Source organism: Bacillus cereus (assembly GCF_025917685.1).
Taxonomy (GTDB): domain Bacteria; phylum Bacillota; class Bacilli; order Bacillales; family Bacillaceae_G; genus Bacillus_A; species Bacillus_A cereus_AT.
In genome coordinates this window covers 1,026,438-1,043,349 of sequence record NZ_CP089518.1, presented here as the reverse complement: position 1 = coordinate 1,043,349, position 16,912 = coordinate 1,026,438, and the positions used below count along the sequence as shown (strand labels likewise).

Below are 16,912 nucleotides of genomic sequence, written 5' to 3'. Positions count from 1 at the left end.
TAACTGCCCGTAAACGCCCGATTGGTTCAACTAATAATCAGTGGGGAATGAACAAAATCCCCACTGATTAAAGTTTCACTTTATATCCGCAACATGGACATGTATATTTCATTTTATCACTCCATTATTAACTTGTTTTTTCTCCAATATATTCCGGCCCACAAAGAATGTAACAGCGCAAATCATAGTTATCCCTATGAAATACATCATTTCAAGAGTACGAACTTCTTCATATGCAGCTGGAACTCCTACCATTACAGACAAAAAGATAAAAACAATACTAAAAGCTAAAAGTAGATATAATAATAAAGATATAATATAGCTTAATTTAAATCGTAAAATGATACCTCTAAATAATAACTCTCCAAGAAGACATCCACCTAAAATAATAGGTACTCCGAAATACAATGTAAGGACTCCCATTTGCGAAGTAGATTGAATTACCTTTCCCAGTATGTTCGGCGAAGTCATCTCATCATTTTTTCCCATCCTATCATATAAATCAAGTGCCGTTGCTGAAATAAAGAAACTTAATATAGAAAATGAATACGGAATTAAAAATTTGCTCAATCTCATTCACCTCGCTTTTTTTCTTTACCTATATTATTCATGATTTCCTATCATTTTCATATAAAAAAATAACCCTCTATAATAAAATATAGAGGGAAGAATTTCTATATAAAACACCTAAACCATCTGCTCCCTATATTCTTTAGGATAGATGGTTTAGGTGTTTTATTAGAAAGTAGTGCCTTCTTTTTTATAATATTCTTTTGAAATCTCTTCATAAAATGCAGCTGATGTCGCGTAGAAATAAGGTGCCAACCATAAGAAACCGATTCCTATAGTAAGAATACTTAAAATGAACCAGCCAATGAAGCTTAAGCATAGTAAAAAGTAATCCATTTTATGCCCATCCATCATACGGCGACTTTCAGTAATTGCTTGATTCGCTGTGTATTCTGGGTGATCATTCAAAATAAAGTACGTCATAGCATAAGAAAATGATTTAATAATTCCCGGAATAATAAGAAGTAATGTCCATAGAATCAAGTATACATACATTAGTAAATATGTTAAAAATGCCTTCATAAACTTACTTCCATCGCTAAACCATCTAAATAAATGACCAATACCAGCATTATCCTTACGGATTACATGTAAAACGAGATAATAGGCACCTACTGTTAATGGACCGATAACAAGCATTGCAATAATACTTACTGTAAGCGAATCACTTGCTTCTTTCCAGCCCCAAAACATCGAGAAAACACCCGTGGTTAGAAGTTCAACAACTCCAATAAGGATTCCAAGTAATAAGGTTGCCCCTACCGCTAATCCCCATTTTCCTTTTAATGCATCAAGTGCTTCTCTTTTTAACTGACTTATCATATATAGCCTCCTAATACTTTTTCTATATCAGTATACCATTTATATCAAAAATTCCACAGATTTTCCTGAAATAGAAGTATACTACTTTTTTTGATATGTATTGATATATGTGCGCTGTAGCTGTACTAATATATGGATTAAGTCACTCATTTTCCTATAACAAAAAAAGCCTGCCTTTCGTAATAGGCAAGCTTTTTCAAGTTATTTCTCACTTGATTTCTTCTTATACCAATCCTGCATTCTCTTCGCATCTTCTACTCTCGTATGCTCTATTTTATAATTCGATGATGCACTGGAGAACTTATACGTACATAAATCCGCGCGGCGCTGGAAATATGATTGTGTCTTTTCCATCGATTGGACGTGTCTTCTTCTGACAAGCCCTGTATATTTTCCGAGACTACGATATACAAGCGTAATTTGCTCTCCGTTTACACTGTAACCATTTGTTTTAAATGTTGCGTATCCAAGTGTAAAGGTGAGGATTGCGAGCGGAATTAATGCCCACATGATGAAATACTTTTCAAAGTATATGCTTATCCCCGTAAGCGGGATTGCTAGCATTGCAAAGAAAATGAAACTATCAATTAAATAACGGCGCAAGGCTGCTTTTGGTAATGCAATAATGTTTGTATTCAGTTCATATGGCAATTGTAAATGAGCGAGTAACTCTTGCACACGATCTTTTCGAATAATCGGATGCAGCGTAACTTTGTCTTTCTCTTCTCCCAATCCCTTACTTTGAATAACTTCGACTTGCACAGCACAATAACCGAACATCTGACGGAAAATACCTTCTTTTATCGTAATCCCTTGAATGCGGTGTAACTTTAGTACAAGTTCTTTCCTTTCAAGTAATCCTTGAGAAATACGCACTTCATCGTTTTTTCGATTTACTGTGAAGTTGCCATGTTTTAACGCATAACCAATTGTGGATATAATCCAAGAAACAACAAGTAAAATAGCTACCATGTAAATCCAGCCGTATATATCATGATCCATTACATACGACTCTACGCTCTTTTTGATCCATTTCGGAATGTACTCATCTACTTGGTGATACACGAAAAAGATTAATGAGAATAATAGTCCAAACTGACCAGATGTAACAGATGCTAATAAAATTTCTTTCAAAGTTAATTTGTACTCTGTCGCTTGCTTTTCCTCCGCCATAACTTCTTTTTCTACTACTTCTTCTGATGTTTTTTCTACTTTCACTTCTGGAGTCGGCTCATTTAGTAAGGAGATAAGCTTCTTCGCCTCATCTTCCGTAATACCAGCTAGGCTTACTTCTGCATCATCGCCTCCACCAGCTGTTTCGATTTGAATTTTCTTTAAACCAAGCATTTGATATAAAATGTTTGAACTTGTATTAATCGTTTGAACACGTTCTTTATTTAAGTAACTCTCCTTCTTCACAAAGAGTCCTTGTTTCACATGTAATACGTTATTTTCAACCCAATATGTTGTGTAATACCATTTTTCAAATGCTGAAAAAATAGTGAGTAAACCGAATCCAGCCGGAATTAAATACCAAAATGGAAACTTTCCGTTTAAACTAAACATGAAAATAAGTAATGGTATAAAGTCTGTTATTTTTAATTCTAATAACATCGTGATTGGATGCTGTCTCTTATACATCCTCATCACTCACTTTCGCTAATTCTGCGATTCTCGTTTTCAGCATTTCTGCTTCATACATCGTTAAACCTGGAATGCTATGCGAAGTTGCTGCTGTTGAAATATGTAGTTCTGCTAATCCATGTTTTCTCATAATTGGCCCTTGTTCAATCGTTACGTGTTGGACACGAATCATCGGTACTAATACACGTTTTACAACGAAAAGACCGTGCTGAATTTCAAGTTCTTCTTCATTTAGTTGGTAGCTGTAATAACGTTGCCGCAATTTTGGAAACGTAAAGTAATCAAACGGCGTATATACAATTGTTAATCCGATGAGCACATAAAAAATCCAAGCCCACCAATTAAACTTAATCATAAAGAAAAGATATGCCAAAATGACTATAATACTGATTCCTAGCTCAATTAAGGAACGCGTTTTCCACACCTTGACCATGTCAGGGTGAATTTCATTTTTCAATGGATCCATGTAACCACTCCAAATCTAGTAATCTAATATACGAATGCTTATACCCTATATTTTACATAACTTTACATAAAATTGATATTTTATTATTTTCCTTCTTCTTTATCCTTTTTCTCAGGAATAAAATATCCGAACCAAAGTAGCCAAACGAAACCGATTAATGCAAACCAACCTTTATCCGCTTGAAAAGCTTCTATCATACCTGGTATTTTATAAACCCCAATAAATCCAAGAAACCCGAGCCACCAGTTTTTTTGCATTTTCATCCTTATTCCCCCTTCATTACGTTTTTCACATTTCGAATCCAAATTTCTTTATACTTTAAATCGAATCCTATTAATATGTAATTACTCATGTTATCAATAACAAGCGCTAACGTATGCGCGTTTTCTTCTGTTCCATGTTCTGACACAACACCAAGTTCCACACCTTGCTTCAATAAATCATGGAATCCATTTAAGAAATCTTCTTGTATTTCAAATAAACGTTTCTGATACTTTTCATTTCGCGTCGCAGTTACGATGAATTCATTTATAACGCGTAATATACCTTCTTGGCCTTTATACTCAGACAACATTTGTAAACCATCTGCGATTAACTTTTCTGCAAAATTTTCTTTCGTATATTGTTCTTTATCGAAGTAATTTACGAAATGATATTCAGAAAAAATCTCTTCAAATAAAAAATCTACTAACGCTTCTTTAGACGAAAAATGATAATAAATAGCTGGCTTTGATATGCCTACTTCTTTCGCAATCATGGAAAGACTCATCTTCTCAATACCGTGCTCTGCCATGAGTTTAAATGATGCCTCTACAATGTTTTGCGATGTTTGTAAATTTTTTGTCATACTGTACCTCACTTACTTTTACTTACCGGTCGGTAAATAAATTATAAAATGAAACGAAATGATTTGCAAGTTAGTTAGCGCTCCAGAAGGGATTTATTGGTAAATGCAGAAAACATAAAGTAAAAGCAACATATAACAATAAGGAGGATGTTCATATGGGACTTGGCGGTAAAGGCGGTAGTGGTGGCACTGGCGGCGGTGAAGCTGGACAAGATGGCAAGAGCGTTAGTAGCGGCTACATATTACTCATTGTGCTCTTTATCATATTAATCGTAGCTGGAGTCAGCTATAGTGGACTTGGTCTTTAACTTTCACCAGTAATGTTCGCAAAATAGAAAGCACTGGCTATATTAACGGCCAGTGCTTTCTATTTTCAGCATTCTTATACATCATGTGTGTTTCATTATTGATCATCCACAATAATATACGCTGTTCTAATTGGACCATGTACACCTACGACAAGGTTCATTTCAATATCTGCGCTATTTGACGGACCAGAAACGAAATTCACACAAGCCGGCAGGTTTTCTCCCGCTTTACTTTGATCATGAATCAGTTTTGTAGCTTGGGTTAATCTTGGTACGATCGTACTTTTAGGAACGATTGCAATATATGACTCTGGAAGCAAACTAACATGTCTTCCTTTTAACCCATCATTAAATAGCACAACGGTTCCTGATTCCGCCAGAGTCATATCACTGAACGTAATACCAAGGTCAGCAGCTTTCGCAAATTTTATGTCCTCTTCTTTATGATCTAATCCCCATGCGCGAAAATGTGTTGTACCTTCATTTTTGAAAAATGGAGCAAGACCATACTCATTAAAGCGCTCATCATTCGCATACATAACAGATTTAATATTCCAATCTGTTATAAAAGACCCCAATGTTTCAACAAGATTTTCCTTTGTTGTTCGCTTCACCTCTGTATGAATCACTTCGCAGTGCTCTATTAACTTTGATACAAGTTCGTCTTGCGAAAGTCCGTCAAAAACATTCCACTGCGGTGAAACAGACCATTTCGGTTTTTCCACTGTTTCTGGACGATTTCTACCAAGCTTTTCTGATAATTGGAATAAAAACTCCTCACGATTTTGGATGGCCATCATCGTTCTCCTTTACGCGTTTTTCAAACCACTCTCGGAATGGTTGTTTTTTCGGAACTGGAAAATCTCTCGCTTCCGTCCACGCTTTTAACGGCCCAATACCACGCTCGATCTTATCGCCTTTTGCAAGAGGTTTTAATGCATACGGAGCACTCTTCGCAGCAAAAGAAAATAGTCTAGGACTCTTCACCGCTTTTTCAAAACCTTTCATAGCCACGTTCCAAGCTACGGGTGATTGTTTTTCTTCTACAATGCGGCTGCGATGTTTAATTAATAAGTCGTGTAACGGGATTTTCACTGGACACGCTTCTGTACAAGCACCACAAAGGCTAGATGCATAAGGTAAATCCTTATATTCATCATATCCCCCTAAAAGTGGTGTTAACACAGCTCCAATTGGCCCTGGATAAATAGAGCCGTATGCATGTCCACCAATATGCCTGTATACAGGACACACATTAATACATGCCGCGCAACGAATACACTGAAGAACACTTTGGAATTCTGTTCCTACAATATCGGAACGACCGTTATCAACAATGACTAAATGAAATTCCTCAGGTCCATCTGTCCCGCCAGGCTCAGTTAATCCTGTAATATAACTTGTTAACTTTTGTCCTACAGAACTTCGGCATAGGAGTGTTACTAAAACATCAAGCTCTTCCCATGTCGGAACAATACGTTCCATCCCCATAACTGTAATCAGCGTTTTCGGAAGTGTCGTAGTAAGTCTTGCATTTCCTTCGTTTGCTACGATAGAAATTGATCCAGACTCTGCAACAGCAAAGTTACATCCAGTCACTCCTATATCCGCTGCAAAAAAATCATCCCGTAAATATGATCTTACAAACCTCGCCATTTCCGTAGGATCAGATGTTCCAGTGTAATTTAACTTTGTTTTAAATATTTCACAAATGTGTTCTTTATCCTTGTGAAGACACGGAACAACAATATGCGAGGGAGGATCGTGGTCGTTCACTTGTAGAATAAATTCAGCAAGATCTGTTTCTAACACTTCCGCTCCAGCTTCTTCAATTGCTTCATTTAAACTAATCTCTTCTGTTACCATCGATTTTGATTTCACAATTTTTTTCGCATTTTTCTTTTTTACAATCTCTTTTACATATTCCCTTGCGTCTTCTGCAGTCTTTGCGAAATAAACAAAACCGCCGTTTTTTTCGATATTTTCACTTAGCTCATATAAATAATAATCAAGATTTTCTAATGTATGCTTTCGAATTTCTTCTCCTAAAGCTCGCCATTCCTCCCAATTCCCAAGACTCTCAGTAGCTTTTAATTTCTTAACTCTAAGACCATCTTGCGCTTTCCTGACAGCCTGTCGCATAAATTGATCCCCAATGCCTGTTTCAGTACGCTTATGAAAGAGATCGTTCCCAATTCTCATTCCCATCTCTATATCCCCCTCTTATTTTCGATCTTCATTTAATACTTGAGCAATATGTTTTACATCAATTGGGTAGCCATTACGTGTTAAACGCCCTTTTATATTCATTAAGCAGCTACAATCCATCCCAATTAACAATTCCGCACCGGTTTCCATAATATGCTTTACTTTTTCCTCAACCATTTCTTCAGAGATCTCTGGCATTTTCACCGAGAATGTCCCTCCAAATCCGCAGCAATCATAATTATGCGGCAATGAAACAACTTCCAGTCCCTTTACACACTTTAATAATTTTTGCGGCGGTTCCTTAATCCCCATTAATCGGCTCATATGACAAGACGTATGAACCGTTGCTTTTTTATGAAGCTCTGCACCTAAATCTTCTTTCCCTAATACTTCAACGAGAAATTGTGTGAATTCATACGTTTTATTCCCGAGTTCAGTTGCTTTTTTCTTCCACTCCGCTTCACTTTCAGAAAATAAGCTAGAAAACTCGTGAACCATCATAGCGCAAGACCCCGATGGCGCCACAACATACTCTGAACTAGCAAAGGCTTCAATCATATGTTTTGCAGCTGTTTTTGTTTCTTTCACATACCCGCTATTATAAGCAGGTTGTCCGCAGCAAGTTTGCGTTTTTGGAAAATCAACTTCACACCCTAAATCTTCAAGAATTTCCACAACATCTTTCCCTACTTCTGGATAAAAAACATCTGCAACACAAGTAATAAATATTGATACTTTCATATTTTGCACCCCTAAATACAGTAAAGTAAGCTCAAGTAACTTTATAACCAAATCCACTTCATATGTATATTATTGGTAAAATAATAAAAAATATGAATAGAAACAAAAAAAGACTCTCAAATTTGAGAGCCTTTTTTATCTGTTTAGAACTTCTTTTTCTAAAATTAGCGAATATGTGTCCGTGCGACGATCTCTTAAAAATTGCAATAGATTACGTGCTTCATTAATTTCCTTTGTATCAATTTTTCGGATGAGTATTCCTTCCTCCTCTCCTAAAGAACAAACAATGTCCCCCATTGGATTACTGATAAAACTTCCTCCATAGAAACACATGTCCTTTTCTTTCCCAACTCGATTTACAGCTGCTACAAATACACCGTTATGAATACTATGAGCTGAAATAGCTTTTGTCCAAACTGGTTTTGTTGATAATTCTGGATAATCTGGTTCAGAGCCAATTGCAGAAGGATAAAATAATATTTCTGCTCCTTTTAATGTCAAAATTCGTGCTACTTCAGGGAACCATTCATCCCAGCAGATCCCGATTCCTATTTTCCCATACTTTGTACTATATACTGGATACCCTGTATTTCCTGGTGTGAAATAATATTTCTCATGGTAACTCGGTCCATCTGGAATATGATTTTTACGTGTTGTTCCTAAATATTTACCGTCAGCATCGAACACTGCTGCACTGTTAAAATAAATCCCTTGTGCCACCCATTCATAAAAAGGAACAATTATAACCACATGAAGTTCTTCCGCTAACCTTTGCATCGCTTGTAATGCTTCATGTTCAAAAGGAATTGCCAGTTCATAATTACGAACCGAAACGTTTTGAGCAAAGTATTCAGCATGATATAACTCCTGTAAACAAATAATCTGTGCTCCCTTTTCCGCTGATTCTTTTACCTTTGCTATTGTTCTTTCTATATTCCCCTTGATATTCTCATTACACGCTAATTGAACTAGCCCAATTGTCACTTCACTCATTCTCATCTTCCCCCCATTAATTCTTTATACTTTCTTTTTCATTCTGAAAAACTATATTTCCATTTACCACTGTAAAAGTAACCTTAGCATCTTTAATTTCTTCCACCGGTACAGTAAACAAATTCCGATCTAGCACAACTATGTCAGCTAGCTTCCCTTCTTCTATTATGCCTAGTTCATTTTCGCGAAATGAGGCATACGCAGGAGTATACGTGTATGCTCGTAACGCTTCCGCTAATGATATTTTCTCTTGCGAATTCCATTCCACACCTTCATCATCTAGCCTTGTTACAGCGCGGTAAATTTCTGGTAACGGGTTTACTGTAACAACAGGATAATCGCTGCCAAATACAAGCTTTGTTCCTGCATCCATTAATGTTTTCATCAAGTAATTGTATTGCATTCTTTCTGATCCAATTAACCTTCTATATACTTCTCGACTTGTAAGATTAATATGTTCAGGCTGGATAGACGCCAACACCCCTAATTTTTGAAACCTCTCAATATCATTGGGATGAATCATTTCGACATGCTCAATTGCGTGCCTTGCATCTCTTTTTCCATTCTGTATTTCAGCCTCTTCAAAAGCATCTAACGCTAAACGTACAGCTCCATCTCCTATTGCATGAAATCTTACGCGAAAGCCCTCCTTATCAGCCGCTACTGTCCATTTTTTTATGATTTCTGGTGGATATGTAGTATGACCTCTTGTCGTTTCTTCATTATATGGTTCAAGTAAATATGCCGTATAACTAGTTGTTACTCCATCAATAAATTGTTTAAACCCGCAAAATTGAACCATACTAGATTGGTATTTTTCCTTTAAGGATTTTGCTAAGTTTAAATCTCCATTTAGCGGCGCAACAAAATGAATTCTCGTTGTTAATTTTCCTATCTTTTCAAATTCATCATATAACTCCGCTTCTTCCACGCCCATTTCTGGTATCCTCAATAAATCATGCACAGAGGTTACTCCATATTTCGCAGCTTCTATTAAAAAATTTTGAAGCAGTGTCCTATTTCGTTTAGAGTTAAACTGCAATACGCTAGTTACTAACCCGACTGCATTTTCCTTTAAGACTCCTGTTGGCTCACCATTTTGATCCCTAACGATTTCTCCATATGGTGGACTCTTAGTTTCTTTATTAATCCCTGCCATTTCAAGTGCTTTACTATTTAACCAAACACTATGAAATTCAGCATGGTATAAAAACACTGGTCGATCTGCAATATACTCATCCAATATCATCCGATGTGGCTCTTCATGAATTTCCCACAAATTCTGTTCCCAACTGCTTCCAATTACACAGTTTATCTCTTTATTTCGTTCAGCAAATTCCTTTACAAACTTTCCAACTTCTCTAGCTGAACGCGCATGAATTAACTGTACTCCCTCACTTACTAAACTTCCTAACATTAAATGAATATGGAAATCATGAAATCCAGGCATAATAAGCTGATTTCCAAAATCACGTACAATTGTGTCAGCATCTACATAACCATGAATATCTTCTTTCGGAACAAGAGCAATAATCTTTTCATCCTTAACAATAATTGATGCCGAGATAGGTTTTTCTCCTATACCTGTAAATACAGCATGACTACTTAAAATCATATCCGCTTTTTTTCTCATAATTCTCCCCCTCTAAATAGATACTTCTTGTCCATCTTCTTTTGGCAATTCATCAAAATTCATCTGTGGTGGTTGAACACGGAAGAATTTTGTTATATATAGAAGATACACAATACCCATAATGGTCCATATTCCTCCCAGTATGAGAGACATCTTGTCTAAATCACTCCACAATTTAATTGTTATACATGCACCAATTAGCGGTATTAACAAATAGAGAATCGTAGATTTTAATGACCTTTGTCCCCGTTTAATAAAATAATGTGCGATGACGGAAATATTCACAAATGTAAAAGCAATCAATGCACCGAAGTTAATAAAAGATGTAATTGTAACAAGGTCAGTAAATAGTGATACCAAAGCAAAAATACTCACTAAAATAATATTTTTGATAGGCGTTTGAAAACGCGGATGTATATAGGCAAAAAATGATTTTGGTAGTACAGAGTCCCTCCCCATTGCATATAAAATACGCGAAACACTAGCATGAGAAGCTAAAGCGGATGTGAATGAAGTTACAACCATTCCTGCAAGAAACAAAGCATTAAATAAATTTCCGCCTATCATTCTAGCGATTTCAACAGCTGCCGTATCTAAACTTTTATATGCCAAATAGTCTGGATGTATTAGATGTGCTAGATATGAGACGATAATATAACACATTCCAGAAAAGCAAATGACAAAGAAAATCGCTTTAGGAATAGTTCTTTTTGGTTGAATTGTTTCCTCTGCAAAAGTTGTTAAAGCATCAAACCCTAAAAAGGATAAACAAAGTATAGATGCCCCTGAAAATGCTGCAATTATTGAAGAATCTGGATTCATAAACGGTCTTAATGAAAATAATGTTCCCTCTCCTACTCCATTAAGAAGTGAATTAATACATAGAGCACAAAAAACTATCAATACGATATATTGGAACCCTAAAAAAATCATATTCATTGTAATCGTTACTTTTGTCCCTACAACATTAATTACTGTCACAATTATAATCATCGCAATAATCCATATACTAGAAGGAATAGAAGGCAGATATTCCGATAAATAGAGTGAAATAATGAGGAAGTTAATCATGGGGATAAACAAATAATCCATTAAAATTACCCAACCAACCATGAAACCTAATCCTGGATTTAATGACTTTTGTGTATACGTATAAGCTGATCCCGAAATTGGATACGCTTTTGTCATTTGTCCATAACTATATGCTGTAAATAACATCGCACATAGCGCAAGTATATAGGCTGTTGGTATCACTCCTTTTGATAAAGATTCCACTACGCCAAACGTAGTAAATACCGTTAATGGTGCCATATAGGCTAAACCTAGCAATACAAGTTGAAAAAAAGTCAACGAACGCTTTAACTGAATGTCATCTTTCACTTTTCAACCCCCTTCATCTTTGCAACTTATCTATGCAATTTTTGTTCCATTTTGTTACCTTATGGGAAAATCATTATTTTCTCATGTTATACAGCCAAAAAAACGGATAAATTCCCCACGGGAAAATATCCGTTTCTGCATAAATTATGAATACTTGCATACTTTCCATGCGCCAGAAATACCAAAAAAAGAAAAAATCTCGCGTGAAATTAAACCTATATAAGCTTAGCTTGATGGGTATACGTCAGAACCCCAGATATATAAATCCAACTATGATAAGACCTCTGCAAAAAATCTGAGGGTTACTGCACTTTATTGATTATACTGGGGCTCATCTTGTTGAACCTCCTGAACACGTGGTTCTAAAGAATCAATAATTGTCTGCGTTTGCTGAGCTGCATTTTGATACAGTTGTTTTGCTTGCTGATTGTCAGTATCAAGAACAAATCCTTCTAAACATGCTTGAGCACTTTTTAATCCAGAAATAGTTTGTTTAAGCTTAGTAATTGCTGTCATAATTAAATTCCTCCTTATAATTATGAATTCACTATTTAGAATAGCTATTTTCTACTAAAACAAGATTTCCAAATTTTAGTTATCTTTATAGAAGGGATAATGATAGTTCCACACAGTCATTAACTTAAGAATTTTATAAAGCCCCAAAACAAAAAAATGTACATTTTTTCCTGGAGATGTCAATTTTTTTGTTTTTAGGTATTTGCTTTTCTTATCTTGACGGTGATGGGGCGATACTCCTGAAAAGAAAAAAGCACCCTAAATTACACATTTAGGATGCTTTTTGTAACGCAAATTAATTTCTATTAAGCAATCGCATACGATAACAATTCATCGTCACTTCTCCAAGTCTTTGCAACAATTGATAATTCGCATATGCGCCAACCGGGGCACCGATGATTGGAACGAGTTGAAGCATTTTTGCTAAATCGATATAGTCTCGGTACTCTGTTTGGAACTTTTCCCAGTCCATATGATTTTCTTCTTCTGTATCCCACGTTTCAATTGCTTTCCATACTTCTTTTCGGTAATCGTCACTTGAAAAAGCAAGCTGGAAAACGTGAAGAATAAAGAGGCGTTCTTCTTGTTTACTCGTATCAAATCCGTACAATGTTGCTGCATCAAATAAAAATTTTATTTTAATGGTCAGTAATAACGGGAAATCGGCAAGGCCAAGGAGAATACCACCTGCTCCTGTTCCTGCCCCTTCTGCCGCTGCGACTTTTTTGTACTCATCCATTTTTTTACGGACTTCATCGTCTCGTCTTTGCAGTGACCAGTTCGTTTCTTTTAGCTTCGGTTTTATGAAGTTTGATCCAGCGCTAATTGTTTGCACCATCATCCGAATCGTTTCTGTTAGTACCTTTTGCACTTTCGCGGGCACTAGTTGTTGCACTTTCACCTGCACTTTTTTAGAGAACCGTGTCATCATAGAAGAATCTTTCATGAATGTAGCTTTCCACTGCTCCAATTCTTTTATAACCTTCTCTTCATATGTAATCATAGGTTCATTCCTTTCAATTTAAACGCTCAATACGCTTTGCACCGTATTGATAAACGAAACCAATACTAAATAATATGCTTACGACTAGTAAAATTCCTGTCATCATGAAATCTTTCGTTGCTAGTGCAAATATAACTGTAAAGATTACGCTCCCGATGATTAGAATCGCATTTAATAAAGTAAGAAAATCTTTCTTCTTTTCATCTATCTTTACTGGATACAAATCAAGCCAAATTTTCATGCGGTGATGTTTCCATAAAGTTAATAGCTGATAACCGATTAAGTATAGGAAAATAAAACTTACGATAAATCGTCCATATAAAAACGGTATGAAGTAAAGAATAACTCCGCCAAGAGCGAGCAGGCGCACATATAATCCAAAATAGTTACCGGATCTTAAAAACGTTCTCGTATATAAGTATAAATATGTACGTTTCTCACCGATCATCGAAAGGATGAAATCAAGCCATTTTCGGCGTGATACTCTCTCTTTTAACGCTGGTACATCAACGAACATATTCGCAATGCGGTACAGCAGCATCATTTTTTTACCTTCTTCAGAAATTAAATACTCCCAGTTCAGCGGCTTTCCCTTCACCTTTTGATGCATAACAGCGAGGTATAGCACCATTAAAAAGACAATTACACCGGTAAAAATGACTGAAGTACGTTCTACAAGGAAGTACACAAATAAGCCGTTTAAGATAAAACGAATGAACCAATCTGCTTTTTGAACGCTTTGATCTGTTAAAAATGATTTTTCCCACGCAACGAATAAATTCCACGCCTTTACAATGACGAACGCGATTACAATCCATATGTAAGCCGCTCCTGTTTGTTTCATTTGCTGGAAGTATAACGGGGCAAGCGCAGCCGCTACGATTGCGATTATGTATAACTGAATCATAAACGTAAAGAGAAATGCCTTTGTAAAGTAAGGCTTTAACTTTTCTTCAACTGGCAGCAAATAAACGAGGTCCGCTTCTTTTAATAATGTTTGGATTGACCCCGCTGTTAACACGAGGCCAAGTATGACCGCCATAACGAGCGCTGTCGGAAACGAAGATGTTAACGTTTGTAACCATTGCTGGTAATAATACGCTCCTGCACCGATGATAAATACGAAAATAAATTTCAAATGATCATTAAATACGTATTTACTATATGTACGAACTTCTTTTAGAAAGTGTCGAAACCGTTCTTTCCATAACGCTGTGCTATTCATAATCTTCTTCCTTTGTTAATGCAATGTAAATATCATCTAACGTTGCACCTGGCATATTAAACCCGGATTGAAGTTCTGATAATGTTCCCATCGCTCTCACTTCACCTTGATGCAAAATAATGAATGAATCACAATAGCGCTCTGCTGTCGCTAAAATATGTGTACTCATTAAAATACCCGCACCACTCTTTTTCATTTGATCCATCATTTGAAGAAGCGATTGAATCGCTAAAGGATCAAGACCAACGAAAGGTTCGTCCACAATGTAAAGAGATGGTTCAACTAAAAATGCACTCATAATCATTACTTTTTGTTTCATCCCTTTTGAGAAATGAGACGGAAACCATTTCAAACGATTTTTCATGCGAAACTCTTGTAATAGTTGTCCTACGCGTTCTTCATATTGTTTTTCATCTACACCGTACGCCATCGCTGTTAATTTCAAATGCTCTTCTAACGTTAACTCATCATATAATACTGGCGTTTCTGGAATGAAGGAGAAACTAGAACGGTACGCTGTCATATCATCACGAATTGTTTTCCCGTTAATTGTGACAGTTCCTTTTTTCGGCTCCATTAAACCGATGATATGTTTAATTGTCGTACTTTTACCAGCTCCATTTAAACCGATTAAGCCGACAAGCTCGCCTTTATTCACAGAGAACGAAACATCTTTTAGTACAGGTCGTTTCGTATATCCTCCTGTAACATTTTCTACACGCAATAACTCGCTCATACGACACCACTTTCTTCATTAGTATTCATTCTATATTCATCTTACCAAAAATGGCGCTGTACTACATAGTATCGATGCCTCCAAAAAAAATTTAAATTTATTAGCATATATTTTTACGAAAGCGGACATCATAATTAGTGAGGAAGGAACACATTGAAAAAGCAACCACCAATTGATGAGTATAACAACACAGTGAAGTCATCATGAAATGGGGTGTCCAAATTGGACAATGAAATTTACACATAACCAGATAATTTGTTTCATTTTCGAAACGGGGTGTCTCCGAAAGAGCATATACTGTTTTAAAAAATAAACAATTTCATTTTAAAAAAAGATTGCAATTCATTTCACTTGAAAATGGGGTGTCTACGGCAGAAACTTTAGCCGATTTACCGTGCATTTCTTAAATAAATGAGGTGTCTGCGAACCGTAAATTATAAAAAATGCTTTTTCAATCCCTCTTCAGAAAACAGGAAGCTGAGTCAGCTTCCTGTTTTTCGTGTTTGTTCTCCTATGTAATTATGGTAAAATACGGCTAAGGCTATTTGAAAGGATGAGATCGATGAATCATACAGCGGACAATTGTATTTTTTGTAAAATTATTGACGGGCAAATCCCTTGTTCAAAAGTATACGAAGATGAACATGTGCTTGCATTTTTAGATATTAGTCAAGTAACAAAAGGACATACTCTTGTTATTCCAAAAGTTCACAAACAAGACATTTTTGCGTTAACGCCAGAAATCGCATCACATATTTTTGCTGTCGTTCCAAAAATCGCAAATGCAATGAAAGCAGAATTTAATCCAGTTGGCTTCAACTTGCTTAACAATAACGGCGAGAAAGCTGGACAAACTGTATTCCACTTCCACCTTCATTTAATTCCACGCTACGGTGAAAACGATGGTTTCGGTGCTGTCTGGAAATCACACCAAAATGAATACACTATGGAAAATTTACAAAACATCGCAAGTACAATTGCAAATAGTGTGAAATAGTGCCACTATAATAAGAAGTAATACATAACAAGCCTTCCCTCCGGCATATATTGCATGGCTTGTTTCTTCACAAAAAATGCCGGGGATATGATTTTTTGTGCATAGCACGTACAAGAGAGAAAAGTTCACTTTTCTTCCCCTTGTTTTAAAGATATGCACAGTTTTATACATCATGAATACGAACGAAAAATAAGGAGGTTTCCTTTTATGTCAAAAGCTAAATCCTTTATTACAGGTGTACTTTGCGGCGGAGCAGTTGCTGGACTAGCCGTTCTTTTCTCAACTCCTTCTTCTGGTAAAGCCATGCGCGGTAAGCTGAAAGAAAAAGGAACTGATATTAAAAAGACATTAGCTGATATTACAGCTGATACGAAGTTGTTAAAGCGCCAAATCGTTGAAACTGCTTCAGAAGGTAAAGAAGTATTTCAAGAACTAAAAGACGATATGCAAGACACGCTTTCTAACTGGAAACAAGATATTTCTCAAAACAAACGACATATTGAAAAAGAAATTTTAGACATTCAAAAGTCAATTGAGAAACTACAAGAAGCCGTTCCAGAAAAAGCGTAAACATATTCCTGCTTAGTTTTTTGCATATAACAAATATTTTTTATACGAATTGACCTTGACACGGCATATCACATAGATATGCCGTGTTTTTATGCATTTACAATATCTGTTATCCCTTAACATGTATGGACAACACATGTATTCTTGACTCATAAAACGCTTCCATAGTTATGCATGATTTGTATAGAATGTCATTTTTCCAAAAAATTTTCACAATTCTCACAAAAAGACTTTATTAATTTTTATTTTACTG

19 protein-coding genes are annotated in these 16,912 nt (G+C 36.0%); 3 read left to right on the top strand and 16 right to left on the bottom strand.

Going from position 1 to position 16,912, the window contains the following annotated elements:
* Window positions 1–108: 108 nt before the first annotated feature.
* The 6 genes from LUS72_RS05330 to LUS72_RS05305 all read right to left on the bottom strand — a co-directional run bounded on the left by LUS72_RS05330 (window position 109) and on the right by LUS72_RS05305 (window position 4,349).
* Window positions 109–570, bottom strand: a complete 462-nt coding sequence (locus tag LUS72_RS05330) for a hypothetical protein (RefSeq protein ID WP_264448659.1) — start codon at window positions 568–570, stop codon at window positions 109–111.
* Window positions 571–738: 168 nt separating this feature from the next.
* The gene (locus LUS72_RS05325; RefSeq protein WP_264448658.1) at window positions 739–1,392 is read right to left on the bottom strand and encodes a DUF975 family protein; all 654 of its coding nucleotides are present in this window, start codon (window positions 1,390–1,392) and stop codon (window positions 739–741) included.
* Window positions 1,393–1,593: 201 nt separating this feature from the next.
* The gene (locus tag LUS72_RS05320; protein WP_264448657.1) at window positions 1,594–3,033 is read right to left on the bottom strand and encodes a PH domain-containing protein; all 1,440 of its coding nucleotides are present in this window, start codon (window positions 3,031–3,033) and stop codon (window positions 1,594–1,596) included.
* Window positions 3,026–3,502, bottom strand: coding sequence for a PH domain-containing protein (locus LUS72_RS05315; RefSeq protein ID WP_088077895.1), 477 nt, complete (start codon window positions 3,500–3,502; stop codon window positions 3,026–3,028). Before LUS72_RS05315 ends, LUS72_RS05320 begins: the two co-directional genes overlap by 8 nt.
* An 83-nt stretch (window positions 3,503–3,585) precedes the next feature.
* The gene (locus tag LUS72_RS05310) at window positions 3,586–3,765 is read right to left on the bottom strand and encodes a hypothetical protein (RefSeq protein WP_002150063.1); all 180 of its coding nucleotides are present in this window, start codon (window positions 3,763–3,765) and stop codon (window positions 3,586–3,588) included.
* A 2-nt stretch (window positions 3,766–3,767) separates the two neighbouring features.
* A complete protein-coding gene (locus LUS72_RS05305; protein ID WP_097829923.1) occupies window positions 3,768–4,349 on the bottom strand; it encodes a TetR/AcrR family transcriptional regulator in 582 nt (193 codons plus the stop codon).
* 155 nt (window positions 4,350–4,504) lie between these two features.
* Here LUS72_RS05305 and LUS72_RS05300 point away from each other — a divergent pair, with 155 nt between their 5' ends.
* Window positions 4,505–4,657 (top strand): sporulation protein YjcZ, encoded by a 153-nt coding sequence (locus LUS72_RS05300; RefSeq protein ID WP_097829922.1) that lies wholly within the window; start codon window positions 4,505–4,507, stop codon window positions 4,655–4,657.
* A 95-nt stretch (window positions 4,658–4,752) separates the two neighbouring features.
* On the opposite strand, the gene LUS72_RS05295 is transcribed toward LUS72_RS05300, so the two are convergent.
* From LUS72_RS05295 to ecsA, 10 genes are all read right to left on the bottom strand, one after another.
* Entirely contained in the window at window positions 4,753–5,454 is a 702-nt protein-coding gene (locus LUS72_RS05295; RefSeq protein ID WP_097829921.1) for a LutC/YkgG family protein, read from the bottom strand.
* Window positions 5,435–6,865: a LutB/LldF family L-lactate oxidation iron-sulfur protein gene (locus LUS72_RS05290; protein WP_264448656.1), complete on the bottom strand. Its 1,431-nt coding sequence runs from the start codon at window positions 6,863–6,865 to the stop codon at window positions 5,435–5,437. Before LUS72_RS05290 ends, LUS72_RS05295 begins: the two co-directional genes overlap by 20 nt.
* Before the next feature lie 15 nt (window positions 6,866–6,880).
* A complete protein-coding gene (locus LUS72_RS05285; RefSeq protein WP_097829919.1) occupies window positions 6,881–7,606 on the bottom strand; it encodes a (Fe-S)-binding protein in 726 nt (241 codons plus the stop codon).
* Window positions 7,607–7,741: 135 nt separating this feature from the next.
* Entirely contained in the window at window positions 7,742–8,599 is an 858-nt protein-coding gene (locus LUS72_RS05280; RefSeq protein WP_264448655.1) for a carbon-nitrogen hydrolase, read from the bottom strand.
* Between the two features lie 16 nt (window positions 8,600–8,615).
* Complete coding sequence (locus tag LUS72_RS05275) at window positions 8,616–10,232, bottom strand: amidohydrolase (RefSeq protein WP_264448654.1); 1,617 nt, start codon at window positions 10,230–10,232, stop codon at window positions 8,616–8,618.
* A 12-nt stretch (window positions 10,233–10,244) separates the two neighbouring features.
* Window positions 10,245–11,612, bottom strand: coding sequence for an APC family permease (locus tag LUS72_RS05270; protein ID WP_264448653.1), 1,368 nt, complete (start codon window positions 11,610–11,612; stop codon window positions 10,245–10,247).
* A gap of 312 nt (window positions 11,613–11,924) precedes the next feature.
* The gene (locus LUS72_RS05265; protein ID WP_264448652.1) at window positions 11,925–12,128 is read right to left on the bottom strand and encodes a DUF1657 domain-containing protein; all 204 of its coding nucleotides are present in this window, start codon (window positions 12,126–12,128) and stop codon (window positions 11,925–11,927) included.
* Window positions 12,129–12,423: 295 nt separating this feature from the next.
* The gene (gene ecsC / locus LUS72_RS05260; protein WP_264448651.1) at window positions 12,424–13,131 is read right to left on the bottom strand and encodes an ecs operon protein EcsC; all 708 of its coding nucleotides are present in this window, start codon (window positions 13,129–13,131) and stop codon (window positions 12,424–12,426) included.
* Between the two features lie 13 nt (window positions 13,132–13,144).
* Window positions 13,145–14,356 carry an ABC transporter permease gene (locus LUS72_RS05255; protein WP_264448650.1) on the bottom strand — a complete coding sequence of 404 codons (1,212 nt, stop codon included), beginning with the start codon at window positions 14,354–14,356 and terminating at the stop codon, window positions 13,145–13,147.
* Window positions 14,349–15,092 (bottom strand): ABC transporter ATP-binding protein EcsA, encoded by a 744-nt coding sequence (gene ecsA, locus LUS72_RS05250; protein WP_097829915.1) that lies wholly within the window; start codon window positions 15,090–15,092, stop codon window positions 14,349–14,351. The genes LUS72_RS05255 and ecsA overlap by 8 nt, the downstream gene beginning before the upstream one ends.
* A 562-nt stretch (window positions 15,093–15,654) precedes the next feature.
* On the opposite strand from ecsA, the gene LUS72_RS05245 reads away from it, so the two are divergent.
* Entirely contained in the window at window positions 15,655–16,089 is a 435-nt protein-coding gene (locus tag LUS72_RS05245; protein WP_001016832.1) for an HIT family protein, read from the top strand.
* A gap of 207 nt (window positions 16,090–16,296) precedes the next feature.
* Complete coding sequence (locus tag LUS72_RS05240) at window positions 16,297–16,659, top strand: YtxH domain-containing protein (RefSeq protein ID WP_002201482.1); 363 nt, start codon at window positions 16,297–16,299, stop codon at window positions 16,657–16,659.
* Window positions 16,660–16,912 lie beyond the last annotated feature (253 nt).